We start from the raw sequence: 24,861 nt of genomic DNA, 5'->3' as shown, positions 1-24,861 counted from the left end.
TCGCGATGTCCGCAGCCCGACCCTACGCACGCATCACGCTGCTTCCCTCGCAGCAGGTTCTCACCGTCGAACGCGGCGAGACCATTCTCGATGCCGCCCTTCGCGCGGGATTGAACCTTCCTCACAGCTGCAAGAGCGGACATTGTTCGTCGTGTCGCGCGCGCATTCGTCACGGCGAAGTGAGCTATCCGCACGGCCGGCCGCTGGGATTGATGGAAGACGAAGAGCGCGACGGTTACGCACTGCTGTGCCAGGCGCACGCGGCCAGCGAAGATCTCACCATCGAAGTTCGTGAGATCCGCCCGCCGGCGCCGGAGATCGTGCTCAAGAGCCTGCCTTGTCGCATCGAGCGACTGGACCGGCTCACGCCCGACATCATGGCGGTGTTCCTGAAGATGCCGGCCAACGAATATTTCCATTTCGCGCCCGGTCAGTATCTGGACATCATGCTGCCGCAGAACCGGCGCCGCAGCTTCTCCATCGCGAGCACGCCGGGCGACGGCAAGTTGCTCGAGCTGCACATCCGTCGGGTCTCGAGCGGCGAGTTCACTCAACAGCTGTTCGACGGCACGCTGGAAAAAGCGCTGCTGAGAGTCGAAGGGCCGCTCGGACAATTCTGGTTCCGGCGTGAATCGCCGCGACCTGCGCTGCTCGTCGGCGGCGGCACTGGGTACGCGCCGCTTCGTTCGATGCTGCATAGTCTGCTGGAAGTCGGCGACCGCCGGCCGCTATATCTTTATTGGGGAGCGCAGACCGCTCACGACTTGTATGAAGACGCGCATCTTCGCGCGCTGTGTGAGCAGCATCCGAACCTTCATTACATTCCCGTGCTTTCAGCGCCACGCGCCGAAGATCGGTGGCAGGGTCGAACGGGCTGGGTGCATGCCGCCGCGCTGGAAGATCATCCCGATCTCACCAAGGTCGATGTGTATGCCAGCGGCCCGCCGGTGATGGTGGAAACGATCCGCCACGAATTCACGCATCGTGGCTTGCCGCCCGAGCAGCTGTTCTTCGATTCGTTCGACTTCGCGCCGGATGCCACCGCCAAACTGGGCGCTGCGTTCATCCCGCCGCAGGATCTTTAGTTCGCAGCAGATCGGCAAGCGCCGCGTTCAACTCGGGATAGCGAAACGCGAAGCCTGCGTTCAGCGCCTTGGTCGGCAGTACTCTCTGCCCTTCCAGCAGCAGTTGAGACAATTCGCCCAGCGAGGCTCGCAAGATGCGCGCCGGCACGCGCACAGGAATGGACCGACCGAACTGCGCCGCCAGCGTCGCCGCGAACTCCTGCTGACGAACCGGCCGCGGCGATGTGACATTGATGCCGCCGCTCATGTCTTCCTGCCTGATACAGAACCACAACAGATCGAGCAGATCGTCGATGTGAACCCACGATTGCCATTGCTGCCCCGACCCGAGCAACACGCGCAATCGCATGCGAGCGGGCCGGAGCAATCCGGGCAAAGCGCCACCCGACATGCCTAGCACGATGCCGAAGCGCAGACGACAGACACGAACGTCATATTGCTCGGCCGCTTGCGCCGCCAGTTCCCACGCCTGACAGAGATGCGATTGAAAGATCGGCTGACCGCGCGCCGCTTCGGTGATCTCCTCTTCTCCGCGCACGCCGTAGTAACCGATCGCGGACGCATTGATCAGCACGTCCGGCTTGTGCGTGAGCCGCGCGATCAGCTCGGTGATCTTGTTTGTGACGTTCAGCCGGCTGTCGAGCAGTTCGGTGCGACGCGCGGGCGTCCATAAACCCGCGAAGATCGGCGCACCGGCGAGGTTGACGATCCAATCGATACGTTCGCTCGATATGATTTCATCGAGCGAAACAATCACACGCACCATCGAACCGAACACCGCACGTGCCCGCGGACCATTGCGAGTCAGGGCAATGACACTGTGGCCGTCGGCGAGCAGCCGCCGACAGAGGCTGCGACCGATAAAGCCGGTCGCCCCCGTGACCAGCACGATACAAGGCGCATCCGAGCGAGCGACACGCCGCGGTGCGCGTTGCCACTCTGGACGGCTCATGTGACGATCTTGGCGACCTTCGTGCCCATGCGCATGAGCTTCAACAGCGTGGGCCGAGGCATGGCGCGGACCTGGTCGTACCAGCCCGAGACCTCCTCCAGGAATTCGAGCATGTCGCCGATACGCTGTTTCACCTGCTCGGGGGTTTCCTCATCTTTCCTGGCGTCGGCGGTCGCCTCGCGCAGCATCTGTAAAGTCGGGTCGATTTCACGCTTCTTGCGTCCGTCCATGATCATGGTGAGCACTTCCCATATATCCTTGCGCGCCTGAAAGTAATCGCGCCGGTCGCCCAGTTGATGAGTCACGCTGACCAGATCCCAGGATTGAAGCTCCCTGATACTGACGCTGACATTGGAGCGCGCCACGTTCAGCGTCTCGGCGATCTCGTCGGCCGTCAGCGGCGTCGGCGCCAGGAACAATAAGGCATGGATCTGCGCTACCGAACGGGAGACGCCCCAGCGGCTGGCCATTTCGCCCCAATGGAGCACGCACCTCTGCATGGTAGGAGTCAGTTGCATGTTCTGGACCCATCCGTAATTTCTGTCTTTTCTGAAATTTAAATATGCACCGACACCGTGTCAAGTCGATGGCCCGAGGGCGCTCATGACTCAGTCTGGCAGCGAGGGCCGACCCCACATCTTGATTGCCGGCTGCGGCTATGTCGGCCAGCGCCTGGCCGCCCGCCTGCGCGATCGATATGAGATCACCGCCCTGGTCCGCTCGAACGACAAGGCGGCCGCACTGGAGCGGCAAGGATTGAAGACGGTCGTCATCGACCTCGACCGGCCGCGACTCGGCTCGAGCATTCCCGAGCGCCTGGATCAGGAAGCCATCGTTTATCTGGCCCCGCCGCCCGGTTCGGGCGAGAGCGACCTGCGGCTCGATAGGTTCCTGCATCTGGCGTTCGTGCCGCCCAAGAGCTTTGTTTATATGAGCACGACCGGTGTGTACGGCGACTCGCAAGGTGCCCTGGTCGACGAAAGCACGCCCGTCATGCCGCTCACCGAGCGCGCCCGCCGACGGGTCAGCGCCGAAGAAATGACCCGGGTGTGGTGTCACGAACGACGGGTTCGGCGTGTCGTGCTCCGGGTGCCGGGAATTTATGGCCCCGAGCGGCTGCCGCTGGAACGATTGCGCAAGTCAGAACCGGTGGTGCGCGCCGAAGACGCCGGCATCACCAATCGCATTCATGTGGACGATCTGGTCAGCGCCTGCGAAGCGGCGATCGAGAACAAGGAAGCGCGCGGCGTTTACAACGTCACCGACGGCAACTCCGTCAGCTCGACGTCGTTCATCGACCTGGTCGCGGATCTCAGCGGCCTGCCTCATCCACCGCGGGTCTCGATGGAAGAAGCCCAGCTGACGTTCAGCCCCGAGCGCCTGTCATTCCTCAATGAATCGCGCCGGGTCAGTAACGACCGCATGCTGAAACATCTGGGCGTGAAGCTGCGCTATACCGACCTGGAGACCGGCATTCGCGCCAGCCTGAGCAATGGCTAACTTGGCTGGCTCTTCTTGCTGTCGAGCCACTTCGTAATGGGCTTCCACTGCTCCCAGTCCGGGCTGGCCAGATATTCGGGCAGCTCGAAAATGCCCATGCCGCGCTGATAGGCACGCAGATAGTTGGTCGACTGACGCAGCTGGCCGAGATACGGCACCTTGAGCTTGTCCAGATATTGATCAAGCTCGTCGAACAGCAGCGTGTTCTCTCGCACCCGGTTCGCCACCATGCCGAGGCGCGCCTGTTGACGTTGCACCTTGCCCAGCTCGAGCAGCTCTTCCATGAAGCGCGCCGAGGCTTTCATGTCGATGGGCGATGGCATCACCGGAATCAGGATGGTCTCGGCGCGACGGACCAGCTCGTTCATTTCCGCGCCATGCGTCCTGGCCGGGGCGTCGATGACCAGCACCTCCGTATCTCGCGGCACGGTGCGGATGCCTTCATCGTAGGCCGGCACGCCGGCGATGCTGGGCAGATCGGCAGGGCGCATCGCCAGCCAGTCGAGGCTGGAGCGCTGCGGATCGTAGTCGGCGATCGTCACCTTGGCGTCCCGGCTCGCAAAGTAACAAGCGATGTTGGTCGCCAGAGTGCTCTTGCCGCTGCCGCCTTTGGAGTTCATTACCATCACGTGGCGCATGAAAATCCTCGCTTCCCCCGAAAAAGAGACAATCTTGGGCCCGGCGAGGCGCGCCGGACTGTGCTGGGTTTCGCGTTGTCGCGAATGATATGCTCCGCTCATGCGCCTGTCTTTCACCAAGATGCAGGGCCTGGGCAACGATTTCATCGTATTCGAGGCTCCGGCCGGCATGGAATTGCCATCCTCCGAAGTGTTTCGCCGCCTCGCCGATCGTCGCGTCGGGATCGGTTTCGATCAGGCGCTGGTGCTGATGCCCCCCGCCAGAGACGGTTTCGATGTGTTCTATCGCATCTTCAACGCCGACGGTTCGGAGGTGGAGCAGTGTGGTAACGGCGCGCGCTGTATCGCCAGCCTGGTCGCTCGCAAGCTCAGTAAATCCAGCGTGCGGATGGACAGCCCCGGCGGTCAGGTCAACGGCTTCCTGAGGGACGACGGCCTGGTGTCCGTCGACATGGGCGTGCCCAACTTCGCGCCCGCGTCGCTGCCGTTCGAAGCTTCACGGGAAGCCGACGTGTACCCGCTACGCGTCGGTGAGAAAGAGCTGCAGATCGGCGCGGTCTCGATGGGCAATCCGCATGCCGTCATGCAAGTGCCCGCCGTGCGGGACGCCGCCGTGGACACACTGGGGCCCGCGGTGGAGAATCATTCCCGCTTCCCGAAGCGCGCCAATGTCGGCTTCATGGAAGTGGTCAGCCCGACTCACATCCGGCTGCGGGTGTTCGAGCGCGGCGTGGGCGAGACGCAAGCTTGTGGCACCGGCGCGTGCGCCGCTGTCGCCATCGGACGACGATGGGGTCTGCTGCAAGAGGAAGTGCAGGTGGACGCGCCGGGCGGTCGCATGTTCGTGCGCTGGCCCGGCCCTGGCGAAGCGCTGTGGCTCACCGGCCCGGCGGTCACCGTTTTCGAAGGGACGGTGGAAGTTTGAACGTACCAATCGAGCTGAAGAACAAGGCAACTGTATGAGCAAGCAACCGGTCCGCGGTGCCGATGTGGAAACGCTCACCCCGGCGGTCACCAGCAAGCTGGCCGACAGTGGGCCCAGCGAGGCCGAGATCGCCGACTACCTGACGAACAACGCCGACTTCTTCGAGCGGCACGCGACCTTGCTCACCAAGCTCAAGCTCCCGCACAGCCGTGGCAATGCCACCGTGTCGCTGGTCGAGCGTCAGGTCTCGGCGCTGCGTGAGAAAAATCAGTCATTGGAATCCCGGCTGCGCGAGCTGATCGATGTGGCTCGAAGCAACGACGTGCTGGCCGCCAAGATCCATCGCCTGGCCTGTCGCCTGGTGCGCGCCGGCAATGCCACCACGTTGCTGGACTCGATGGAAACTTCGCTGCGTGAAGACTTCGGCGCTTCCGAATGGTTGCTGCTGCTCGCGCCGACCCGCGCGACCGGCTTCACCAGCATCGACAGCCGTCATCTGCGCCTGATCGACCCGAACGCGACCGAGCTGAAAATGTTCGACACCCTGTTCGAATCCGCCCGCCCCCGCTGCGGTCAGATTCGCGACAGCCAACGCGATTTCCTGTTCGGCGCCGGCACGATCGAGATCGGTTCGGCCGCGCTGGTGCCGCTGGGCCGCGAGCTCGGCTTCGGTCTGCTCGCGATCGGCAGCCCGGACGCACAACGTTTCCATCCCACCATGAGCACCGACTTCCTGGCGCGCATCGGTGACCTGGTGAGCGAGGCCGTCGCGGCCGCCTGATTTCGCGGTCGCGGGCGTCGATCAATGGATGAGTCCGCCCTTGCCTGGCTGCCGAAATTTTTCAGCCACCTGTCCGTGGAGCGGCGCATGTCGCCGCACACCGATTCCAACTATCGTCGTGACCTGAAACGTTTCGTCGCTCATTGCGACAAGAACGGCCTGACCGACTGGTCGCGGATCGACGGTCAGCACGTTCGTGCCTTCGCCGCCGCCGAGCATCGCGCCGGCGCCTCGCCTCGAACCATTCAACGGCGCCTGAGCGCGCTGCGCAGTTTTTATAACTTTCTATTGCGCGAACGCGTGGTCAAGGCCAATCCCGGCGTCGAGGTGCAGGCGCCGAAAGCCAGCAAACGTTTGCCCGCGACCATCGACGTCGATCAAATGACCCGGCTGCTGAGCTTCCGCACCGACGAAGAAATCGGCGTGCGCGACAAGGCGATGATGGAATTGTTCTATTCCTCGGGCCTGCGTCTGTCGGAGCTGGTTGGACTGGATCTGACCGACATCGACCTCGCGGATCGCACCGTTCGCGTGCTCGGCAAAGGCGGCAAGACTCGCGTCGTGCCGGTCGGCCGCCACGCTGTCGAAGCCATCAGTCGCTGGTTGCTCGAACGCACCAAGCTCGCCGACGTAGGAAATACCGCGCTGTTCGTCGGCAAACGCGGCGATCGCATCAGCCCACGTTCGGTTCAGAAACAAGTGGCGGCGTGGGCTCGCAACCAGGGCCTCGGCGTGCACGTTCACCCGCACATGTTCCGCCATTCGTTCGCCACGCACCTGCTCGAGTCCAGTCAGGACCTGCGCGGCGTCCAGGAACTGCTGGGTCACGCCAACATAGCAACCACTCAGATTTATACCCACCTTGATTTCCAGCACCTAGCCAAGATCTACGATGCGGCCCACCCTCGGGCACGCCGGAAGAGCTGACGGCGCGGCAAGCAGACAGAACATGAGCGAATCACCCCACGCAACTACCATCCTCTCGGTCCGCCGCAACGGCGTCGTCTGCATCGGCGGCGACGGCCAGGTCTCTCTAGGGAACACTGTGATGAAGGGCAACGCCCGCAAGGTGCGGCGCCTCTACGACGGTAAAGTGCTGGCAGGCTTCGCCGGCGGCACCGCCGACGCGTTCACTCTGTTCGAGCGTTTCGAAGCCAAGCTGCAGCAGTACGGCAACTTGACGCGCGCGGCCATCGAGCTCGCGAAGGACTGGCGCAGCGATCGCAGCCTGCGCCGCCTGGAAGCCCTGCTGTGTGTCGCCGACACCAAGAGCTCATTCATTATTTCGGGCAACGGCGACGTCATCGAGCCCGAAGACGATATCATGGCGATCGGCTCCGGCGGCGCATTCGCCCAATCCGCCGCGCGCGCGTTGTTACAGAACACCGAGCTCGATGCCCGCACGATCGTCGAGAAGGCATTGAACATTGCCGCCGATATTTGTATCTACACCAATCGCAATCTCACGATAGAGGAGTTGAAGTGACTCGTGACTGATGACTAATGAATAGTCAGAAGGCGTTCCATAGCCAGGCCGTCGCAATAGTCACCAGTCAGTAGTCATCATTCACTTCCATCTTTATGTCAATGACTCCCAGAGAAATCGTTCAAGAGCTCGACAAGCACATCGTCGGCCAGGGCGCGGCCAAGCGTGCCGTCGCCATCGCGCTGCGCAATCGTTGGCGCCGCATGCAGGTCGCTGAAGGATTGCGCGCTGAAATCACGCCCAAGAACATTCTGATGATCGGCCCCACCGGCGTCGGTAAGACCGAGATCGCTCGTCGGCTCGCCCGCCTCGCGCGCGCGCCGTTCATCAAAGTCGAAGCCACCAAGTTCACCGAAGTCGGTTATGTCGGCCGCGAGGTCGATTCCATCATCAAGGATCTGATGGACGTCGCGGTCAAGATGACTCGCGAAGAAGAAATGGAAAAGGTGCGTCATCGCGCCATGGATGCCGCCGAAGAGCGCGTGCTCGACGCGCTGCTGCCGCGACCCAAATCCATGGGCTTCACTGCCGAGCCCGAGCCCACGCCGCGCGACGGCGAAACGCGGCAGAAATTCCGCAAGATGCTGCGCGAAGGCCAGCTCGACGATCGTGAGATCGAGATTGAAGTGCGCGCATTGCCGGTCGGCGTCGAGATCATGGCGCCCGCCGGCATGGAAGATCTCACCAATCAGTTGCAGAGCATGTTCTCCAACCTCGGCGGCTCGCGCACCAAGACGCGCAAAGTGAAAGTTCGCGAAGCATTCAAGCTGCTCACGGATGAAGAAGCCGCGAAGATGGTCAACGAAGAAGAGCTGAAGATGCGCGCGTTACAGAACGCGGAGCAGAACGGCATCGTGTTCATCGACGAAATCGACAAGATCGCCCGTCGCCAGGAAACGCATGGCGCCGATGTGTCGCGCGAAGGCGTGCAACGTGATCTGTTGCCGCTCGTGGAAGGCAGCACGGTCACCACCAAGCATGGCATGGTGAAGACCGACCATATTCTATTCATTGCCTCCGGCGCGTTTCATATGTCCAAGCCGTCGGACCTGATCCCGGAATTGCAGGGTCGCTTCCCGATTCGGGTGGAACTGGATGCGCTCGAGGTCGAAGACTTCATTCGAATTCTGACGGAGCCTGACGCGTCGCTGTGCACGCAGTACAAGGCGCTGCTCGCGACCGAAGGTGTCACGCTCGACTTCAGCGAGAGCGGTGTCCGTCGGATCGCCGAGGTCGCGTATCAAGTGAACGAGCGCACCGAAAATATCGGCGCCCGTCGTTTGCATACGGTGCTGGAACGGTTGCTCGAAGTGCTGTCGTATGAAGCGGCCGACAAGAACGGCGTCAATGTCACCGTCGACCAGGAGTATGTGGACAAGCACCTGGGCGAACTGGTGAAGGACGAAGACCTGACGCGCTACATCCTGTAATCCTCGTCCCCGAACCGGCCATGCCGCATCCGACCAACATCAAATCGCGGACCAAGTCCCGCGTGCTGGAAGTGAGCTTCGACGACGGCTCGGTGTTCGAGCTGCCGTATGAATATCTGCGGGTGTTCTCGCCGTCGGCCGAGGTGCGCGGTCATGGCCCGGGGCAGGAGCAGCTGCAGCTCGGCAAGCACGAAGTCACGATCTCGCAGGTCGAGCCGGTGGGCAATTACGCGGTCAAACTGGTGTTCGACGACGGCCACAACACCGGCCTCTATACCTGGGCCTACCTGTACGAGCTGGGCCGGGACCGGACCCAGAAATGGCAGAGCTATCTGGACCGGCTCAAGGAGCTGGGCATCGCCTACCCCACGGTGCTGCCGAAAAAGCCGGCGAGCCCATTTTCGTTGAAGCCGCCGCAGCGCTAGCGAACCCGGATATCACTACGCTCAATGTAGATTCGCTCGCGAACCTACACTGACAAAGTGGATATCGCTACTCTCAGTAGTGATCTCGATTAAAATGGCTCGTCACAGCCAGCGACGACCATGACCGCCAACTCCCCCCAGTCTCCCCAGGACGCCACCACCGACTTCGGCTACCAGCAGGTGCCGGTCGCGGAAAAGCAGGCGCGGGTTCGAGCCGTGTTCGAATCGGTCGCGGGCAATTACGACCTGATGAACGACTTGATGTCGGCGGGCACGCACCGGCTGTGGAAGCGCTTCGCGCTGTCGCAGACCGGATTGCGCCCCGGCCAGCGAGCGCTCGATGTGGCGGGTGGCACGGGTGACCTGTCGGCGGGCATGTGCAAGCAAGTCGGCGAAAATGGCATGGTCGTTTTGACCGATATCAATCCCGCGATGCTGGCGGAGGGTCGCGACGCGATGACCGATCGCGGCTTCGTGAATAACGTCCGCTACTCGCTCGCCAACGCCGAGCGGCTGCCGTTTCCCGACAGCACGTTCGATTGCGTGACCATCGGCTTCGGGCTGCGCAATGTCACGAACAAGGCCGCGGCTCTGCGCTCGATGACGCGCGTCCTGAAGCCCGGCGGCCAATTGCTGATTCTCGAGTTCTCGCATCCCGTCGTTCCCGGCCTGAAGCCGCTGTACGACGCCTATTCGTTCTCGGTGTTGCCGTGGCTGGGCAAAGTCGTGGCGCGCGATGAAGCCAGCTATCGTTACCTCGCCGAATCGATTCGCAAGTTCCCCACGCAGCCGGCTCTGATCGAGATGATGCAAGAGGCGGGGCTGGAGAACTGCAAATATCACAATCTCACCGGCGGCATCGTCGCCCTGCATCGGGGCTATCGTTTCTGACATGCGCCTGACGCCGCTGGAATCCGTGCTCAATCGCAACATCGCCGCTTCGTCGGCGGCACGTGCGTTGTGCCGTCGGCTCGATACGAAGGTGCTGGCGCTGCATGTCGATGGCATGCCGCTCAGCATTTATTTCAAATCGAACGGCGAGCAGATGTCGCTCGACACTCGGCACGAGGGTGCGCCGAACGCGACGCTGTCGGGCACGCCGTTGTCGCTGCTTCGCATGGCCGGCCCCGCACCCGAAACAGCGCTGCGGACCAGCTCGGTGCACATTCATGGCGATGCCGAAATCGCGCAAACCTTCAGCGAACTGCTCAAGCATGCGCGGCCCGATCTGGAAGAAGAGCTGTCGCGAGTCATCGGCGACATCGCCGCTCACCAGGTGGGCAATGTGGCGCGCTCGGCGCTCGGCTTCGCAAAACGGGCCGCGGACACCTTTGCGCAGAATGTTTCTGAATATCTCCAAGAAGAAGGGCGCGATGCTCCCAGCCGGACCGAAGCGGATGAATTCATCACGGGCGTCGACAAGTTGCGCGACGATGTCGATCGGCTCGAAGCCCGCCTGTCCTTGCTCGAACGCAAGCGCGGTTGACGCATGCGCCTGAGCGTCATTTCCCGGCTGCTGCAGATTCAACGCGTCCTGGTGCGCCATCGCCTGGACGAGATCATCGTTGCGACTCACCTGTTCCGGCCGGTCCGGTTCGCATTCTATCTGTCGCCGAACACCTGGTTCCGACGCAAGGCCTCAGCCTCGCGCGGCGAACGGTTGCGTCTCGCGCTGGAAGAACTGGGCCCGATCTTCATGAAGTTCGGTCAGACGCTGTCGACCCGTCGCGACCTGTTGCCGCGAGACATCGCTGACGAACTGGAGAAACTGCAGGACCGCGTACCGCCGTTCTCGAACGAAGCTGCGCGCGCCATCGTTGAAGCAGCGTATGAGCGACCGACGAGCGATGTGTTCGCTCGCTTCGATGCCGCTCCGCTGGCGGCGGCAACCATCGCGCAGGTGCATGGCGCGCAGTTGAAGGACGGCAAGGAAGTCGTCGTCAAGATCGTGCGGCCCGGCATTCGCAAGCTGATCGAGCGCGATGTCGAAGTGCTGTATGCGCTCGCCGACCTGGCCAATCGTTATTGGAGCGATGCGCCCAAGCTGCGACCGGTCGAGCTGGTTCGTGAGTACGAGAAGACCATCCTCGACGAGCTGGATTTGAAGCGCGAAGCCGCCAATGCCGCGCAGCTCAAGCGCAACTTCGTGAACTCGCGGCTGTTGTATGTGCCCGAGGTCTATTGGGACTACACACGCAGCAACGTGATGGTGATGGAACGCGTGCAAGGCGTGCTGATCAATGACGTCGCCGAACTGCAGCGTCGTGGCGCGAACATTCAGCGGCTGGCCGAGAACGGCGTGGAGATCTTTTTCACACAGGCGTTCCGCCACAACTTTTTCCACGCCGACATGCATCCCGGCAACATCTTCGTGTTGCTCGACAATCCCGAGCAGCCGCAGTACGCCGCGGTCGACTTCGGCATCGTCGGCACGCTCGCGCCGCGCGACCAGCATTATCTCGCGGAGAACTTCCTGGCGTTCTTCGAGCACGACTATCGCCGGATCGCTCAGCTGCACATCGACTCGGGCTGGATTCCTTCGCATGTTCGCGTCGATGAACTGGAGTCGGCGGTACGGACGGTGTGCGAGCCGATCGCAAACAAGCCGCTGCGAGAGATTTCGTTTGGTCAGGTGTTGATCAGCCTGTTCGAAGCGGCCCAGCGCTTCGACGCGCAGATGCAGCCACAGCTGATGCTGATCCAGAAGACGCTGCTGCAGATCGAGGGTGTGGGCCGTCAGCTGTACCCGGATCTGGATCTTTGGAAGACCGCCCAGCCTTTGCTCCGTCAGTGGGTCGCCGAACGCTGGAGCCTGCGCGCGCTGGCTCGCGATGTGCGCAAGCAGCTACCGGACATGTTGCAGGCGTTACATCAATTGCCGCCGCTGGTGGAAAACGCGATTCAACGCGCGTCCGACGGGCGGTTCAGCGTGCCGATCGATACGACCGAAATCGAACGGCTCAAACAAACCATCAAGGAAGACGGCCAGCGCCGCGACGTGACCATAGTGACGGCGGTCGGAGCGCTGATCAGCGTCATGCTGCTGGTCACTGAAACCGGCCCGGATTGGCTCGCCTACACCTTGCTGGGCGCCAGCATCGCGGGCCTGTTTACGTTGCGGAAATAGCGGGTCGATCTACGGTCACTGCAGCCGGGCCTCGCCCATGCTGAATCCTTCCATCGAGAACGGATTCAGAAACTGACGCGTCGCGAGCAACGAACGGTCCGTCGTGGAGATCGCAGCCTCCTCACACACCGCGTCCCAATGCTCCACGATCGCGGCAACCTGTCGATGCACGATCTCCACTGCCTCCTCGGGCGACAACAAGAAGTGATGCGCACTTGCCAGGCATGTCGAGATCCGGCTCAGGTTGTCATCTCCCGCGATCAGCATCGCCTGCGAGGCCTCGTTGCCCGCTCGCGGTTGCGGACAAATGTCATAAGCGGGCGTTAAAGCCAGGCTCCCACCGTCCCAGAACGCGGCATGGTTTCGCGCATGATCGTCGGTGTTGCCGCACAGGATATTGAATACCAGCCGGGAAAACAGCTCACGCAGCGTTGCTCGTGCATCGGTAAAGCGGTGACGAATGACTTCCGCAAGATCCTCATAACTCGCGTACCGGGCCATCATCTCGTCCAGACCGAGTATCGTGAGCGCGGACACCATGGCCTTGCGCCGCCATCCCCCATTCGCCACCGCACGATCGAATCGCTCTACCAGCAATACATCCTTGTTCGAAGAGCGCCGCAAGCTCACGCTCGCCACGTTCAACCCCGCATATCGAGCCAGACGCATCGCGATGAACTCTGCTTTCACGACGCTGTACAGGTCGGTCGACGAGGAGAACTTGGCCAGATATTTGATATTGCCATCTTGAATGAGTGCTTTCGGACGCGCTCCGCCGATGGCGCTGCCATGCTGGAGAGCCTCCGCAAGCTCGCGCGTGAGCGGCACGCCTCGTTCGACGAGAACCGCCGCCTCCATCAACTCCGTCAACGTCGCATTCGCCCCTTGTCGCGGCACATACTCCGTCGCCGATGTCTGGAAGTCCAAGGCACCCGCGCGATCGGAGCCGGACTCCAACAAATAGGTCAGTTCGTCCAGCTGCGCCGTATCCGTCCGCGGGCCACGAGCGCCGAGCAGCCTGTTGATCAGCACGCGCCGTCCCCATGCATCCGGTGCGGCATCTCGAATACAACCTGGCATGGAAAGACCCGCGAGCAGCGGTAGCACGCCGGCACGCAGTGGCAGCTCGGCGTCATAGAGCGAAATCGCGTTGGTGCGATCGAGGTAGGTTCGGCCGTAATTGAACTCGAGGCCGTTGCGATTGGCGCTCAACCGTCCAGCCACGACGGGCTCGGTGGTGCCGGGCAGCCAGACCCAAACGAAGGCGTCAGTCAATCGTTTCGGCTTAGAAGGCATCCTCAACCTTCTTGCGGACGTGCGTATGAGCCGGCAGCAACGCAATCTCTTCGTTGGTGCGTTTGATCCGCGCTTTCAAGGCGGCGGTATCCGCATCGAAGAGCGGAACTCCGAGGATCGCAGCCGTCTCGAACACCGCTCCGATCTGACACCCCGGATCGCCTTTTTCGATTCGCTGAACCAAGCCGCGGGAAATCCCCGCTCGATCCGCGAGCTCTTGCGCCGTCATCCGGCGCTGTTTGCGAGCAAGTTTGATCCGCTGGCCCAGCAGGGTGATGGCCTGCCGGCCGATTCGGGAGAAGGGACGTACCTTGGGTTTGGGCACAGTTTGATCCATGCTTGGACCATATCTGGCAAATATGATCCGTTAATGGACCAAAATGCTAGCCCCTGGGCCGCGCCCCGTCAAACTCATCCCATGCGGTCCGGTACGCGCCGGCCGCAGGCCACGTTACGCGCCGGCCGGTTTGTTCGGCCGGATCAGCTCCCACACCACCGGCAGCACCGAGATCACGATGATCGCAATCGTGACGATGCCGAAGTTTTCCTTGATCAGCGGCACGTTACCGAACAGGTAACCGCCCCAGATGAAGATCGACACCCACAGGAACCCGCCCAGCAGGTTATAGGTGAAGAACTTCGCTCGATTCATGTCGCCGACGCCTGCCACGAACGGCGCGAACGTCCGCACGATCGGCACGAAGCGCGCCAGCACGATGGTCTTGCCGCCGTACTTCTCATAGAACGCGTGCGTCCGATCCAGATATTCCTTCTTCAGCCACGGAATGGTGCCGCTGAACGCCTTGGGCCCCACCGCCCGGCCGATACGAAAATTGGTGGCATCGCCGAGCCACGCGGCCACCATCAGCAGCGCCCATAACGCCGGCGCATTCAAGGTGCCGGTGGTATCGACGGCCGCCAATGCACCCAGAGCAAACAACAGCGAGTCGCCGGGAAGAATCGGCGTCACCACCACGCCGGTCTCGCAAAAGATGATCAGGAACAGGATCGCGTAGATCCAGTAGGAATAATCGGCGATCAGCTCGATGAGATGTTTATCGAGATGCAGAATGAAATCGATGAACCAGGTGACCAGCTCCATGCGGACGGCGCCTTAAGACGCGGCCCGCAGCGGTTTCACGCGGGGCTGGTTGTGTTCGTCGACCAGCACGACGATGGGCTGATGCTGCTCCACTTCGGCCTCCGAGTATTGCGAGTACGCACAGATGATCAGCAGATCGCCGACCATCGCCCGGCGGGCGGCCGCGCCGTTCAGCGAGATCGCACCGGAGCCGCGGGGCGCCTTGATGATGTAGGTCGAGAAGCGCTCGCCGTTGTTGACGTTATACAGCTCGATGTACTGATTTTCCCGGAGCCCGGACGCCTCCAGCAGCCCTTCATCGATGCCACACGAACCCTCGTAATCGAGATCGGCTTGAGTCACGCGCACCCGGTGCAGCTTGGCCTGGAGCATGGTTCGGAACATGGAGATCCTCTAGGGTCGATGAGCGGCCCGAAGGCTGCAGGCGAGGCGGATCAGTGTCAAGGAGAGAGGTGGCAGCAGGATTATGGCGCCGGAGCGCTCTGGGCGGCGGCCTGCAGCTGATCGAGCAGCGGCCCGACCTCGGTCCCGACCAGCAGCGCCGCCCGATGCTGTGGCCGCTGAAAGCCCTCGGTGACGGTCAGGTCCAGAAACTGGACCAGGGGGTCGTAATAGCCCTGGAAGTTCAGCAGGCCGCTCGGCTTGGTATGGAGTCCGAGCTGGCTCCAGCTCCAGGCCTCGAACAGCTCATCCATGGTGCCGATGCCGCCAGGCAGGCTCAGAAAGGCGTCGGACAACACGCCCATCTGGAATTTTCGCTCCGACAAAGTTCTGACAACGCGCAGGTCCGTCAGCCCGGTGTGGCCCACTTCCCGATCCAGCAGCATCTGGGGAATGATCCCGATGACCCGCCCGCCAGCCGCCAGCGCCGCGTCCGCGAGCACCCCCATCAGCCCCGCCTTGCCGCCGCCGTAAACCAGCGTCAGCCCCCGCTCGGCGATCAGGCGACCGGTCTCGTGGGCCAGGTCCCTGTAGTCGGGACGGCTGCCGGGGCTGGAACCACAAAACACACAAATGGAGTGCATGCCACGATTCTAACCGAGGTGGCATTACGTTAATCGAGACGACGAGCGGTGCGAACCGGCGCACACTTCGTCACTTGGACGATGGCTGTCGGTGTTCTTTGGGCTCAGGGCGCTCAAGCCGCGGGGTCCGTGCCCGATATGTTCAACAGACGTCTCGCGGCAGGCGGGGCAGGATGACTTTTTGTCTACATGCAAGGGACCTTTCAATACTGGTTGGCGTATTTGCCGTTGCTCGCAATCCTCGTGGCACCGACGGCCATTGCCACCTGGTTTGCGATCCAGCTGCATCGGGAGCGGGTCCTGCGCCGGCGCGACGGCGCCGATTACCTGACCGGCCTGCCCACCCGACGCGCCGCGGCCGCAGTGGCCGCCCAGGCCATTGTCGAGGCCAAGAACAGCGGCAATGAATTCGCCGTCATCGTCCTGAACGTTGACCGCCTCAAACCCCTCAACGACTCCCTCGGCCACCAGGCTGGCGATGAACTGCTGCTCGCGCTCTCGCAGCGGCTGCAGGGCGTGCTCGGCTACAACAACGTCCTCGCTCGACTGGCGGGCGACGAGTTCACCATCATTGCCCGCGACTTGAAGGGCCCGCGCGAAGCCGAAACGCTGGTCAACAAGATCACCGAGGCAGTGCGCGAGCCGTTCGTGATTGCGTCGTTCGATATTCACACCTCGCTGACCATGGGCGTCAGCATGTACCCGCTCGACGGCGAGACTTTCGACGTCTTACTGCGCCGGGCGGAGATGGCACTGCGCAGCGCGAAAGCGGCGACCCGCGGCAGCTATCGTTTCTATGCGCTGGAAATGTCGAATGCCGCGGACGAGCGCGTGGCGCTGGAAAACGATCTGCGTCGCGCGATCGAACTGGGCCAGTTGGAGCTGCACTATCAGCCCAAAGTCGACATCGGCACCAATCGCATTCGTAGCGCCGAGGCGCTGCTCCGCTGGCGTCATCCCACGCGAGGGCTGGTGCCGCCGAATGCTTTCATTCCCATTGCCGAGGACACCGGACTGATCGTGCAGATCGGTGAATGGGTGCTGCGCGAATCCTGCCGGCAGGTGCGTGCGTGGATCGATTCAGGAATGTCGCCGGTGCGCGTGGCGGTGAATCTTTCGGCCAAGCAGTTCCGGCACGTCGATCTGGTCGCCGTGGTTCGCTCGGCGCTCGACGAGGCGCAACTGCAGCCCGGTTATCTGGAGCTCGAGCTCACCGAAAGCGCCATCATGGACGACGCCGAGAAGTCGGCATCGACCCTGGAATTCCTGAGCACCATGGGCGTGCACATTTCCATCGACGATTTCGGCACCGGCTATTCCAGCTTGAGTTATCTGCGGCGCTTCCCGCTCGACAAGCTCAAGATCGATCGCAGCTTCGTGCGCGATCTGATGTCCAGCCCGGACGACGCCTCCATCGTCAAAGCCATCATCTCGCTTGCCCACAACTTGCGACTGCGAGTCGTGGCGGAAGGAGTCGAAACCGCCGAGCAACTCGGCTATTTGCGCGAGTTGGGCTGCGATCAATATCAAGGATTCTTCTGTAGCCCGGCAGTGCCGGCCGCGGCGTTCGAAGCGCTGTTGCTGAAGCTGCGCGCCGATCTTCCGGAGCTGACCGAAGAGGACATGCTCCGTACGCAGAGCCGCCTGTCAGCGTTCTCGCCGGAAAGCGCTAGTAACGATCGGTAGAGCGGCGGCCGCGCGTCTGGCGGCGCTCGTGTCCTGAAAATCCCGCCATCACCATGCCGATATCGCTGTTACGGCGCGGCCCGGAGCGACGATCCTTGTGATGTTTGAACCGGCAGGCGCAAGTCGCTGCATCACAGCTGGGTAGCGGCAAGCGCGGCGCTTGTCGTGACAGGAAACGCTGGCCGGAGAATCGATACGCAGCGGCGCAGGCATCGGTGCCGGGCAGCACCGACACAGCGTGATAAGGATTGTTCTGGGTAGCCGGACGAGCTTGCTCAGGGGCTTTCTTGGCCCCGAACAGCCCTGCGAAAAAACCTGGAGACTTCGACGCCATCACTCCCGCCCACATCATCGTTTGGCAGATTGTTCCTGGAGTCGCGGCTGCAGCGCAAGTGAACCATGGACCCATCGCGCCGCTGCGTCATTTGAACGTAGCGGCGCGTTCATTTGTTGGAAATATTTACCGTCTCTCGCGCACGACAGTGCCGACGAGCTGCTTACTCGCGTAACGAGCGCAGAAATTTCGCGGGATCTTCGCCGCGCTCCAGTACTTCCACCAGCGCGGAGCCGACGATCGCGCCATCGATGAACGGCGCCAGCCGCTGCACTTGCTCACGACTGCGAATGCCGAAGCCCGCGCACACCGGCACTGGCGAAATCTTTTTGACCCGTTCGAAGTATTGCAACACTTCTTCAGGGACGGCCACGTTCTTGCCGGTCGTGCCTGTCATGGTGACCGCATAAATGAAACCGCCGCTGCCCGCGGTCAGCATCTGCATGCGTTCGGTCGGAGTCACCGGTGTCACAAACTGAACGAGCGCCAGACCGCGCGCATCCAGCGCGTTACGCAACTCGTGGCTTTCTTCGAACGGCAGATCGGGAACGATGAAGCCCGCGATGCCGGCGCGCGCCGCGTCCTCGGGCAACTTGCCGATGCCATAGGCGAGCAACGGATTCAGATAGCTCATCAACAACAACGGCGCCTGCGGCTTCACTTCCGCACGGGTCAGTTCTTGCAGGATCCAGCGCAACGACACGCCCTGCTCCAGAGCGGCCCGACTGGAACGCTGAATGGTCGTGCCGTCGGCCATCGGATCGGTGAACGGCACACCGACTTCGACGACATCGGCCACGGCGCCGACCGCGTTCAGCTGCTGAATGAAACCTTCCTTTTTGGGAAAGCCCGCGGTGATGTAAGCAATCAGCGCCGGCTGACCCGTGGCGCGCCGGTTGCGAATCGCGGTGCTGATGGAATCACGAGCGGGCATCAGAGCACATCCTTCAACAGAGTACGTTGCAGCGTCGGCATGTCTTTGTCGCCGCGACCGGAGAGCGCGATCAGAATGCGCTTGCCTGGATTGGCGAGGGCGTAACGTTTCGCGCCGGCCAGCGCATGCGACGATTCGATCGCGGGCAGAATGCCTTCGGCCGCGCAACACTCAGCCAACGCGGCGAGCGCGTCGTCGTCGTTCACGGCTTCATACTTCACGCGCTCGATGCTCGCGAGCAGTGCATGCTCCGGACCGACACCGGGATAGTCGAGACCGGCCGACACGGAATGGGTTTCCTGAATCTGACCGTTCTCGTCCTGTAACAACAACGAGAAGCACCCTTGCAGGACGCCCGGGGTGCCGTAGGCGATGGACGCCGCATTCTGGCCGAGCCCCGCGCCGATGCCGCCCGCTTCGAGGCCCAGCATCTGCACGTCTTTGTCTTTGACGAACGGATGAAACATGCCGATCGCATTCGAGCCGCCGCCGACGCACGCGACCACGAGGTCGGGCAACTTGCCGGTGCGCTCGAGAATCTGCACGCGAGCCTCGCGGCCGATGACCGACTGCAGCTCACGCACGATGTAAGGATAGGGATGTGGGCCGATGGCCGAGCCCAGGCAGTAATACGTGCCGTTCGGATCGGACACCCAATCACGCAGCGCCTCGTCGACAGCAGCGCGCAGAGTTTTGTCGCCACTGGTAACCGGAACGACCGTCGCACCGAGCAACTTCATGCGGCCGACGTTCGGCGCCTGACGCTCCATGTCGACCGAGCCCATATACACGGTGCACGGCATGCCGAGCCGTGCGCACGCGGCAGCCGATGCAACCCCATGTTGACCCGCGCCAGTCTCGGCGATCACTCGCTTCGCGCCGAGTTTCTTCGCCAGCAGCACCTGGCCGATGGAGTTGTTGATCTTGTGCGCGCCGGTGTGCGCGAGATCTTCACGCTTCAACCAGACCTCAGCGCCCCACTTCTCCGACAGCGTGCGCGCGAAGGTCAGCGGCGTGGCGCGACCGACCCAATTATGCAGCTCGTCGTGAAATTCGCGCAGGAACTCCGGATCGTGCAGATATTTGTCCACCCCTACCTGCAACCGGTTGAGCGCTGGCACCAGCGTCTCCGGTACATAGCGACCGCCGAAGGGACCGAAGCGGCCGCGCTCGTCGGGATAGGCATCCTGCTGGACGTTGGCGATCAGCGTCTGCTGTTCGCTCTTGCTCAAGGAATATTTCATTTCACTGCTCCGCTGCCCGCCGCTCTTGCGATACGGACAAAGTCATAAATCTTCTGTGGATCCTTCACACCGGGCCGGGCCTCGACACCGCTGCTCACATCGACACCCCACGGCTTGGCCGCAGCGATCGCATCGGCAACGTTCGACGGCTTCAGCCCGCCGGCCAAGATCAGTTGTGTGCGAGCCGCGAGCCTGGCGGCGGCCGACCAATCCGTCGTCTCGCCCGTGCCGCTGGTCGGCCCTTCGAACAGCAACCGCGACGGCAACATCGTCGGCAGCTCGCGGCCGGCGCGAAACACCGGCGTTACTTTCAAGTCCGCCGGTATCCGCAAGGTCGCGAGATCGTCGGCGTCCGTTTGCAGAACGTCCGGCCGGAACTGCGACCACACCTCATCGAGCTCGGTCTGCGACGGATGCAACATCACCGCGACTCGCACGATGTTCCGAGGCACATCACGCGCCAGCTCCGCCGCTTGTTGAGCGGTAACCCGGCGCTTCGACTCGGCGAAGACGAAACCGACGGCGTCCACGCCTGCGTCGACTGCAGCTGCCACAGCGTCGGGCGTAGTCAACCCACACACCTTGACCCACATGCCCTCGCTCACAGCCCAACCGTGTGCGTGATCGCCATTTTCTGGATGCACTGGTCGCCGTCGATGGCAGCGATGTCGTGCCCTGCGTGATGGCAGCGACGCGTACCGTCGAGGCAACGGTCGAGTACCAGCATTGTGGGTCGTGCGGCCATCATTCTCAGCTCACTTCGCCCTTCGCGATGCGCAGCTTGCGAGTGGCCATACCCATCGCGGTCTGGCGCCCGGTCGCGAGCATCTTGCCCAGCAACTCTCGCGGCTGCGGCGCCTTCATCAGCGTCGTGCCGATCAGAGCGACGCGATAGCCGAGGCTCACGATCTTCGTCACATCCTCGAGCGTATTCACGCCGCTCTCTGCCACCGGTGCAAAACCGGTCGGCATGCTATCGGCGAGATCCGACAAGCGCGACAACTCGACCGTGAGCTTGTCGAGATCGCGGCAATTGAGCCCGACCAGGATCTGCTCATCGTGACCTCGTCGCAGCGCCAGCACTTCGCGCGCGATCTGCAGATCGGCGGCGTCGAACGCTTCGAGCAGCACGAACATCTTCAACATGCACGCGCAGTCGAGCAGCGCCGTGATGCGGCTCTTGTCGAGCATGCGCACGATGACGAGCACGCCGCCCGCGCCCGCCACACGACCTTCGATCACTTGATAAGGATCGATCAGAAAGTCTTTGCGCATCACCGGCACGTTGTGAGGCGCGAGCACGCGCGCGGCTTGGGTCAGATGCTCGAGCTTGCCACCGAATCGCAACGGCTCAGTGAGCACGGACACCGCACACGCGCCACCACAGGCATATTCAGTGACGCGACTTTCCACGTCGCTGGTGTTGGCGGATAAATCACCCGCCGAAGGCGAATGCAATTTGCACTCGGCGATGACGTCGAAACCCTCGGGCGACAATCGCAGCGGTGGCGCCGGCGGCATGTCGCAGGCCCGCGCCCACAACGCCTTTTCGGATTCGCGCGCACGCGCTTCTTCGAGCCGCGTCTGGCTCGATTGAGTCATTTGAGCAAGCAAGCCGGACATATCAGCGCCCCTGGCTCACGGCCGATTGCTTCTGGCCGAAAGCCGTCAATTTTTCCAGCAGACGCCGCCCGGCGCCGCTCTCGATGGCATCCTGCGCCATATGCGCCGCATCCTGCGCCGAAGCGGCTTTGCCGAGCAATTCGAGCACCAGCGCGGCTTGCAGGATCAACGCGTTGCGATGAGCTCCCTGCTCCCGCCCTTCCAAAACGGCGCGCAGATGCTCGGCGTTGTAGGCCGCATCGCCACCCTTCAAGTCTTCGACGCTGCACTGGGGCAGCATGAATTCCTCGGCACTCCGCGTCGTCCGCGTGACCTTTCCCGGCGTGACATCGAACAGGGTAAAGGGCCCGATCGGCGTCGCCTCGTCCCATCCCGACGCGCCGTGCACGACGTAAGCGCGCTGCAACGGCATGCCCGCCATCGTCTCGGCCATCAACGCCGCGATGTCGACGTTGTATGCACCGATCAAATGAAACTCCGGCTCGGCGGGATTCGACAGCGGACCCAGAATATTGAAGACCGTGCGCACACCGAGCGCCTGGCGAATCGGCATCACGGCCTTCATGGCCGGGTGATAGTGAGGCGCGAAAAAAAACGTAAATCCCGTCTCGCCCAGACATTCCCCCGCCGCCCGCTCATCGAGCGGCAGATTCAAGCCGAGCGCGCGTATGACATCCGCGCTACCGCTGCGACTGGAAACCGAGCTGGTGCCATGCTTGGCGACTCGAATGCCCATCGCCGCCACCAGCAACGCCGCGCCCGTGGAGAGATTGAAACTGCCCGAACCGTCACCGCCCGTGCCGACCATGTCGACCAGCGGTCCGCCCGGCGGCAACTCGGGGCGACGCGCCAGCTTGCGCATGCTCTTCGCGAAACCGCGCACTTCATCCGCCGTCACGCCTTTCGCCCGCAACGCTGCCAGGACCGCGCCGCCCATGGCTGGAGCGAGCGTCGGATCGGTCAATGCCACCAACAGCTCCGAGGCTTCCTGCTCGCTCAAGTTATTGCGGTCGAGCAATCGTTCGAGCGTCTGGCGCATGTTCATGCCGCTCGCTTGCCGGACCGCTGCTGCAGGAAGTTGCCCATCAGCACCGGCCCTTGCGGGGTCAGCACGCTTTCGGGATGGAACTGCACGCCTTCGATGGTGAAGGTCTTGTGCCGCACGCCCATGATTTCGCCTTCATCGGTGCGCGCGGTCACTTCGAGCGAATCGGGCAGCGTGTCGGGCTGCGCGATCAACGAGTGATAGCGGCCCGCTTCGAACGGCTCGGGCAGGTTCTTCAGAATGCTCTGGCCATCGTGATGAACCAGCGACGTCTTGCCGTGCATGAGACGGCCGGCCCGGACCACTTTGCCGCCGAAGACTTCAACGAGCGACTGGTGTCCGAGGCACACACCGAAGATCGGCACTTCGCCGGCGAACGCTTCGATCATCCGCATCGACACGCCGGCATCGTAAGGAGTGCCCGGACCCGGCGAGATGCACAGATGCGTGGGCTGCAACGACTTCGCCTGCTCGACGGTGATGCTGTCGTTCCGATGCACGAGCACTTCCGCGCCGAGCACCATGAAGGCCTGCACCAGGTTGTAGGTGAACGAATCGTAGTTATCGATCAGCAGCAGACGTGCTGTTTCTTGCTGGTTGCTCACAACCCTTCCTCCGCCAACGCCAGGGCACGACGCAGGATGGCGCTCTTGGCCAGGACTTCTTGATATTCGGCGGCCGGGACGCTGTCCGCGACCACCCCCGCGCCTGCTTGATAACTATAAGTATCGCCGCGGAAGACCATCGTGCGGATGGTGATCGCGTGATCCATGTCGCCGCCGTGACCGAAGTAGCCGACAGTGCCGCCGTAGAAGCCTCGTCGTACCGGCTCCAATTCATCGATGATTTCCATCGCACGCACTTTCGGCGCACCGACCAGCGTGCCGGCCGGGAACGCGGCGGCGAACAAGTCGAATGCATCCTTACCCGGAGCGAGCTCACCGTTCACACCGCTGACGATGTGCATCACGTGGCTGTAACGCTCGATGCTGCGATAAGGATTCACATTGACGGTGCCGGCCTTTGCGACCCGACCCAGATCGTTGCGGGCCAGATCGACGAGCATGATGTGTTCGGCATTTTCCTTCGGATCGGCGAGCAACTCTTTTTGTAACAAAGCATCTTCGACCGAATCGCGACCGCGCGGCCGGGTGCCGGCGATAGGACGCATCGAGCCGCGGCCGCGCGACAACTTCACCAACGCTTCCGGCGAAGAGCCGACGATGGTCGCGTCACCGAGCTCACAGAAGTACATATAAGGAGAGGGATTCAGCAGACGCAGCGCGCGATAGGCCTCGAACGGTTCGAGGTCACACAGCCCGGCGAAGCGCACCGACAACACCAGCTGATACACATCGCCGGCGGCGATGTACTCCTTCACGCGATGCACACCCTGGATGTACTGCTCTTCGGTGAGGCTGCCGACGGCCGGCGAATACTTGATCTTCTTGTCGCTGGCGGGAATGCCACCGCGCAATGCCTTGATCACTTCCCGGCGCAGAGCGATTCGCTCGCTTTCGCTGCCCGCGTGCAACAAGGCGACGCCGCGAGTGAGATGGTCGAACACCAGCAAGGATCGAGGCGCGAGGTAGTGCGCTTCGGGAGTGGGCTCAGCCAGGGGAATTCGGGGTGGAAGGCGCTCGAAGCGCCGCACCAAATCGTAGCTCGCGGCACCGACCAGGCCGCCCGGCAATGGCACGCCGGGAATCTGCGGGCTGGGCTGGGGTGCGCGGGCCAATGCACTTCGCAGCGCGCTCAGCAACTCGGCTTGGGTTTGCGGCGGCGGGCCGATGCGCCCGTCGATGCTCAGGCCCCGCTCATCGAGCCGGACCTCCAGGCAATCGCCGAAACCGATGAAGGAATACCGCGCCAGCCGTTCGCCGCCCTCGACGCTTTCCAGCAGAAAGCGCGGCTTGAACGGCTTGAGCTTCAAATAGGCCGAGACTGGAGTATCCAGGTCTGCGGCGATGTCGAAGGGTGGTTGCACTGAACTGTCCTCGGCGATGAACCGTGCTCTTCGGTCCGGCGAGGGGCGATAAAAAACCCATCTCCGGATCGGTGCGCGGAGATGGGTTCTTTGGATGCTTGGCTAGTGTGTGGTTTGTTACGCCCAGCGAGCTCCAGCGGCCCTCTCCCGTGAGGGTCGCCACCACCAGCGATGGGATGCAAGCGACTGAATCATGGGCGTGAGTATTACCGGCCGCCCGAGCCTCAGTCAACTTC

28 protein-coding genes are annotated in these 24,861 nt (G+C 62.5%); 12 read left to right on the top strand and 16 right to left on the bottom strand.

The window, feature by feature from the left end; translation table 11 throughout:
- Positions 1–5: 5 nt before the first annotated feature.
- Positions 6–1,085, top strand: a complete 1,080-nt coding sequence (locus EKO19_RS09145; RefSeq protein ID WP_129776131.1) for a 2Fe-2S iron-sulfur cluster-binding protein — start codon at positions 6–8, stop codon at positions 1,083–1,085.
- On the opposite strand, the gene EKO19_RS09140 is transcribed toward EKO19_RS09145, so the two are convergent.
- Together EKO19_RS09140 and EKO19_RS09135 are read right to left on the bottom strand one after the other, a co-directional pair.
- Positions 1,063–2,037, bottom strand: coding sequence for a TIGR01777 family oxidoreductase (locus EKO19_RS09140; RefSeq protein WP_129776130.1), 975 nt, complete (start codon positions 2,035–2,037; stop codon positions 1,063–1,065). The two genes, EKO19_RS09145 and EKO19_RS09140, sit on opposite strands and share 23 nt — an antisense overlap.
- A complete protein-coding gene (locus EKO19_RS09135) occupies positions 2,034–2,555 on the bottom strand; it encodes a GbsR/MarR family transcriptional regulator (RefSeq protein WP_129776129.1) in 522 nt (173 codons plus the stop codon). The genes EKO19_RS09140 and EKO19_RS09135 overlap by 4 nt, the downstream gene beginning before the upstream one ends.
- Before the next feature lie 85 nt (positions 2,556–2,640).
- On the opposite strand from EKO19_RS09135, the gene EKO19_RS09130 reads away from it, so the two are divergent.
- The gene (locus EKO19_RS09130) at positions 2,641–3,537 is read left to right on the top strand and encodes an SDR family oxidoreductase (RefSeq protein WP_129776128.1); all 897 of its coding nucleotides are present in this window, start codon (positions 2,641–2,643) and stop codon (positions 3,535–3,537) included.
- Here the strand turns inward: EKO19_RS09130 and EKO19_RS09125 are convergent.
- On the bottom strand, positions 3,534–4,175 hold the full coding sequence (locus EKO19_RS09125; protein WP_129776127.1) for a ParA family protein: 642 nt from the start codon (positions 4,173–4,175) through the stop codon (positions 3,534–3,536). The two genes, EKO19_RS09130 and EKO19_RS09125, sit on opposite strands and share 4 nt — an antisense overlap.
- 106 nt (positions 4,176–4,281) lie before the next feature.
- Between EKO19_RS09125 and dapF the strand changes: the two genes are divergently transcribed.
- From dapF to ubiB, 9 genes are all read left to right on the top strand, one after another.
- On the top strand, positions 4,282–5,100 hold the full coding sequence (gene dapF / locus EKO19_RS09120; protein ID WP_217705380.1) for a diaminopimelate epimerase: 819 nt from the start codon (positions 4,282–4,284) through the stop codon (positions 5,098–5,100).
- A gap of 34 nt (positions 5,101–5,134) precedes the next feature.
- Entirely contained in the window at positions 5,135–5,881 is a 747-nt protein-coding gene (locus tag EKO19_RS09115; protein WP_129776125.1) for a DUF484 family protein, read from the top strand.
- A 24-nt stretch (positions 5,882–5,905) separates the two neighbouring features.
- Positions 5,906–6,808 carry a tyrosine recombinase XerC gene (xerC, locus tag EKO19_RS09110; protein WP_129776124.1) on the top strand — a complete coding sequence of 301 codons (903 nt, stop codon included), beginning with the start codon at positions 5,906–5,908 and terminating at the stop codon, positions 6,806–6,808.
- A 22-nt stretch (positions 6,809–6,830) separates the two neighbouring features.
- Positions 6,831–7,367, top strand: coding sequence for an ATP-dependent protease subunit HslV (gene hslV / locus EKO19_RS09105; RefSeq protein WP_129776123.1), 537 nt, complete (start codon positions 6,831–6,833; stop codon positions 7,365–7,367).
- 101 nt (positions 7,368–7,468) lie between these two features.
- Positions 7,469–8,797: an ATP-dependent protease ATPase subunit HslU gene (gene hslU / locus EKO19_RS09100; RefSeq protein WP_129776122.1), complete on the top strand. Its 1,329-nt coding sequence runs from the start codon at positions 7,469–7,471 to the stop codon at positions 8,795–8,797.
- A gap of 20 nt (positions 8,798–8,817) precedes the next feature.
- On the top strand, positions 8,818–9,222 hold the full coding sequence (locus EKO19_RS09095; RefSeq protein WP_129776121.1) for a gamma-butyrobetaine hydroxylase family protein: 405 nt from the start codon (positions 8,818–8,820) through the stop codon (positions 9,220–9,222).
- Positions 9,223–9,342: 120 nt separating this feature from the next.
- Positions 9,343–10,113 (top strand): bifunctional demethylmenaquinone methyltransferase/2-methoxy-6-polyprenyl-1,4-benzoquinol methylase UbiE, encoded by a 771-nt coding sequence (gene ubiE, locus EKO19_RS09090; protein ID WP_129776120.1) that lies wholly within the window; start codon positions 9,343–9,345, stop codon positions 10,111–10,113.
- A 1-nt stretch (position 10,114) separates the two neighbouring features.
- On the top strand, positions 10,115–10,708 hold the full coding sequence (locus EKO19_RS09085) for a ubiquinone biosynthesis accessory factor UbiJ (protein ID WP_129776119.1): 594 nt from the start codon (positions 10,115–10,117) through the stop codon (positions 10,706–10,708).
- A gap of 3 nt (positions 10,709–10,711) precedes the next feature.
- Complete coding sequence (gene ubiB, locus EKO19_RS09080) at positions 10,712–12,349, top strand: ubiquinone biosynthesis regulatory protein kinase UbiB (RefSeq protein ID WP_175597005.1); 1,638 nt, start codon at positions 10,712–10,714, stop codon at positions 12,347–12,349.
- A 15-nt stretch (positions 12,350–12,364) separates the two neighbouring features.
- On the opposite strand, the gene EKO19_RS09075 is transcribed toward ubiB, so the two are convergent.
- The 5 genes from EKO19_RS09075 to EKO19_RS09055 form a co-directional block, all read right to left on the bottom strand.
- Positions 12,365–13,645: a type II toxin-antitoxin system HipA family toxin gene (locus tag EKO19_RS09075; RefSeq protein WP_129776118.1), complete on the bottom strand. Its 1,281-nt coding sequence runs from the start codon at positions 13,643–13,645 to the stop codon at positions 12,365–12,367.
- Positions 13,635–13,982: a helix-turn-helix transcriptional regulator gene (locus EKO19_RS09070; RefSeq protein ID WP_129776117.1), complete on the bottom strand. Its 348-nt coding sequence runs from the start codon at positions 13,980–13,982 to the stop codon at positions 13,635–13,637. Before EKO19_RS09070 ends, EKO19_RS09075 begins: the two co-directional genes overlap by 11 nt.
- Before the next feature lie 114 nt (positions 13,983–14,096).
- Positions 14,097–14,747 carry a DedA family protein gene (locus EKO19_RS09065; RefSeq protein ID WP_129776116.1) on the bottom strand — a complete coding sequence of 217 codons (651 nt, stop codon included), beginning with the start codon at positions 14,745–14,747 and terminating at the stop codon, positions 14,097–14,099.
- Positions 14,748–14,759: 12 nt separating this feature from the next.
- Entirely contained in the window at positions 14,760–15,131 is a 372-nt protein-coding gene (gene panD / locus EKO19_RS09060; protein WP_129776115.1) for an aspartate 1-decarboxylase, read from the bottom strand.
- 80 nt (positions 15,132–15,211) lie between these two features.
- Positions 15,212–15,772: an LOG family protein gene (locus EKO19_RS09055; protein WP_129776114.1), complete on the bottom strand. Its 561-nt coding sequence runs from the start codon at positions 15,770–15,772 to the stop codon at positions 15,212–15,214.
- A gap of 189 nt (positions 15,773–15,961) precedes the next feature.
- Between EKO19_RS09055 and EKO19_RS09050 the strand changes: the two genes are divergently transcribed.
- Entirely contained in the window at positions 15,962–17,458 is a 1,497-nt protein-coding gene (locus EKO19_RS09050) for a putative bifunctional diguanylate cyclase/phosphodiesterase (RefSeq protein WP_129776113.1), read from the top strand.
- Here the strand turns inward: EKO19_RS09050 and EKO19_RS09045 are convergent.
- From EKO19_RS09045 to EKO19_RS09010, 8 genes are all read right to left on the bottom strand, one after another.
- A complete protein-coding gene (locus EKO19_RS09045) occupies positions 17,442–17,792 on the bottom strand; it encodes a hypothetical protein (protein ID WP_129776112.1) in 351 nt (116 codons plus the stop codon). The two genes, EKO19_RS09050 and EKO19_RS09045, sit on opposite strands and share 17 nt — an antisense overlap.
- A gap of 163 nt (positions 17,793–17,955) precedes the next feature.
- Positions 17,956–18,726 carry a tryptophan synthase subunit alpha gene (gene trpA / locus EKO19_RS09040; RefSeq protein WP_129776111.1) on the bottom strand — a complete coding sequence of 257 codons (771 nt, stop codon included), beginning with the start codon at positions 18,724–18,726 and terminating at the stop codon, positions 17,956–17,958.
- Positions 18,726–19,970 carry a tryptophan synthase subunit beta gene (gene trpB / locus EKO19_RS09035; protein ID WP_129776110.1) on the bottom strand — a complete coding sequence of 415 codons (1,245 nt, stop codon included), beginning with the start codon at positions 19,968–19,970 and terminating at the stop codon, positions 18,726–18,728. The genes trpA and trpB overlap by 1 nt, the downstream gene beginning before the upstream one ends.
- A complete protein-coding gene (locus EKO19_RS09030) occupies positions 19,967–20,563 on the bottom strand; it encodes a phosphoribosylanthranilate isomerase (RefSeq protein ID WP_281281058.1) in 597 nt (198 codons plus the stop codon). The genes trpB and EKO19_RS09030 overlap by 4 nt, the downstream gene beginning before the upstream one ends.
- 157 nt (positions 20,564–20,720) lie before the next feature.
- Positions 20,721–21,593 (bottom strand): indole-3-glycerol phosphate synthase TrpC, encoded by an 873-nt coding sequence (locus EKO19_RS09025; RefSeq protein ID WP_129776108.1) that lies wholly within the window; start codon positions 21,591–21,593, stop codon positions 20,721–20,723.
- Between the two features lies 1 nt (position 21,594).
- Positions 21,595–22,638 carry an anthranilate phosphoribosyltransferase gene (trpD, locus tag EKO19_RS09020; protein ID WP_129776107.1) on the bottom strand — a complete coding sequence of 348 codons (1,044 nt, stop codon included), beginning with the start codon at positions 22,636–22,638 and terminating at the stop codon, positions 21,595–21,597.
- Positions 22,635–23,243, bottom strand: a complete 609-nt coding sequence (locus EKO19_RS09015) for an anthranilate synthase component II (protein ID WP_246038862.1) — start codon at positions 23,241–23,243, stop codon at positions 22,635–22,637. Before EKO19_RS09015 ends, trpD begins: the two co-directional genes overlap by 4 nt.
- A complete protein-coding gene (locus tag EKO19_RS09010; RefSeq protein ID WP_246038861.1) occupies positions 23,240–24,625 on the bottom strand; it encodes an anthranilate synthase component I family protein in 1,386 nt (461 codons plus the stop codon). Before EKO19_RS09010 ends, EKO19_RS09015 begins: the two co-directional genes overlap by 4 nt.
- Positions 24,626–24,861: the final 236 nt, after the last annotated feature.

Origin of the sequence: Peristeroidobacter soli (assembly GCF_004138485.1) — a bacterium.
In the GTDB taxonomy this organism is placed as follows: Bacteria; Pseudomonadota; Gammaproteobacteria; order Steroidobacterales; family Steroidobacteraceae; genus Steroidobacter; species Steroidobacter soli.
This window is presented reverse-complemented; position numbering and strand designations above follow the sequence as displayed.

What these genes read in the sequence shown, in the direction of transcription:
- ubiE (WP_129776120.1), top strand. Translation starts at nt 9,343, where the DNA reads ATGACCGCCAACTCCCCCCAGTCTCCCCAGGACGCCACCACCGACTTC.
- EKO19_RS09095 (WP_129776121.1), top strand. Translation starts at nt 8,818, where the DNA reads ATGCCGCATCCGACCAACATCAAATCGCGGACCAAGTCCCGCGTGCTG.
- xerC (WP_129776124.1), top strand. Translation starts at nt 5,906, where the DNA reads ATGGATGAGTCCGCCCTTGCCTGGCTGCCGAAATTTTTCAGCCACCTG.
- trpB (WP_129776110.1), bottom strand. Translation starts at nt 19,970, where the DNA reads ATGAAATATTCCTTGAGCAAGAGCGAACAGCAGACGCTGATCGCCAAC.
- hslU (WP_129776122.1), top strand. Translation starts at nt 7,469, where the DNA reads ATGACTCCCAGAGAAATCGTTCAAGAGCTCGACAAGCACATCGTCGGC.
- EKO19_RS09135 (WP_129776129.1), bottom strand. Translation starts at nt 2,555, where the DNA reads ATGCAACTGACTCCTACCATGCAGAGGTGCGTGCTCCATTGGGGCGAA.
- EKO19_RS09045 (WP_129776112.1), bottom strand. Translation starts at nt 17,792, where the DNA reads ATGGCGTCGAAGTCTCCAGGTTTTTTCGCAGGGCTGTTCGGGGCCAAG.
- EKO19_RS09145 (WP_129776131.1), top strand. Translation starts at nt 6, where the DNA reads ATGTCCGCAGCCCGACCCTACGCACGCATCACGCTGCTTCCCTCGCAG.
- EKO19_RS09070 (WP_129776117.1), bottom strand. Translation starts at nt 13,982, where the DNA reads ATGGATCAAACTGTGCCCAAACCCAAGGTACGTCCCTTCTCCCGAATC.
- EKO19_RS09065 (WP_129776116.1), bottom strand. Translation starts at nt 14,747, where the DNA reads ATGGAGCTGGTCACCTGGTTCATCGATTTCATTCTGCATCTCGATAAA.
- EKO19_RS09075 (WP_129776118.1), bottom strand. Translation starts at nt 13,645, where the DNA reads ATGCCTTCTAAGCCGAAACGATTGACTGACGCCTTCGTTTGGGTCTGG.
- ubiB (WP_175597005.1), top strand. Translation starts at nt 10,712, where the DNA reads ATGCGCCTGAGCGTCATTTCCCGGCTGCTGCAGATTCAACGCGTCCTG.
- EKO19_RS09125 (WP_129776127.1), bottom strand. Translation starts at nt 4,175, where the DNA reads ATGCGCCACGTGATGGTAATGAACTCCAAAGGCGGCAGCGGCAAGAGC.
- hslV (WP_129776123.1), top strand. Translation starts at nt 6,831, where the DNA reads ATGAGCGAATCACCCCACGCAACTACCATCCTCTCGGTCCGCCGCAAC.
- EKO19_RS09140 (WP_129776130.1), bottom strand. Translation starts at nt 2,037, where the DNA reads ATGAGCCGTCCAGAGTGGCAACGCGCACCGCGGCGTGTCGCTCGCTCG.
- EKO19_RS09055 (WP_129776114.1), bottom strand. Translation starts at nt 15,772, where the DNA reads ATGCACTCCATTTGTGTGTTTTGTGGTTCCAGCCCCGGCAGCCGTCCC.
- EKO19_RS09115 (WP_129776125.1), top strand. Translation starts at nt 5,135, where the DNA reads ATGAGCAAGCAACCGGTCCGCGGTGCCGATGTGGAAACGCTCACCCCG.
- EKO19_RS09030 (WP_281281058.1), bottom strand. Translation starts at nt 20,563, where the DNA reads ATGTGGGTCAAGGTGTGTGGGTTGACTACGCCCGACGCTGTGGCAGCT.
- EKO19_RS09130 (WP_129776128.1), top strand. Translation starts at nt 2,641, where the DNA reads ATGACTCAGTCTGGCAGCGAGGGCCGACCCCACATCTTGATTGCCGGC.
- EKO19_RS09085 (WP_129776119.1), top strand. Translation starts at nt 10,115, where the DNA reads ATGCGCCTGACGCCGCTGGAATCCGTGCTCAATCGCAACATCGCCGCT.
- EKO19_RS09025 (WP_129776108.1), bottom strand. Translation starts at nt 21,593, where the DNA reads ATGTCCGGCTTGCTTGCTCAAATGACTCAATCGAGCCAGACGCGGCTC.
- EKO19_RS09050 (WP_129776113.1), top strand. Translation starts at nt 15,962, where the DNA reads ATGCAAGGGACCTTTCAATACTGGTTGGCGTATTTGCCGTTGCTCGCA.
- panD (WP_129776115.1), bottom strand. Translation starts at nt 15,131, where the DNA reads ATGTTCCGAACCATGCTCCAGGCCAAGCTGCACCGGGTGCGCGTGACT.
- trpA (WP_129776111.1), bottom strand. Translation starts at nt 18,726, where the DNA reads ATGCCCGCTCGTGATTCCATCAGCACCGCGATTCGCAACCGGCGCGCC.
- trpD (WP_129776107.1), bottom strand. Translation starts at nt 22,638, where the DNA reads ATGAACATGCGCCAGACGCTCGAACGATTGCTCGACCGCAATAACTTG.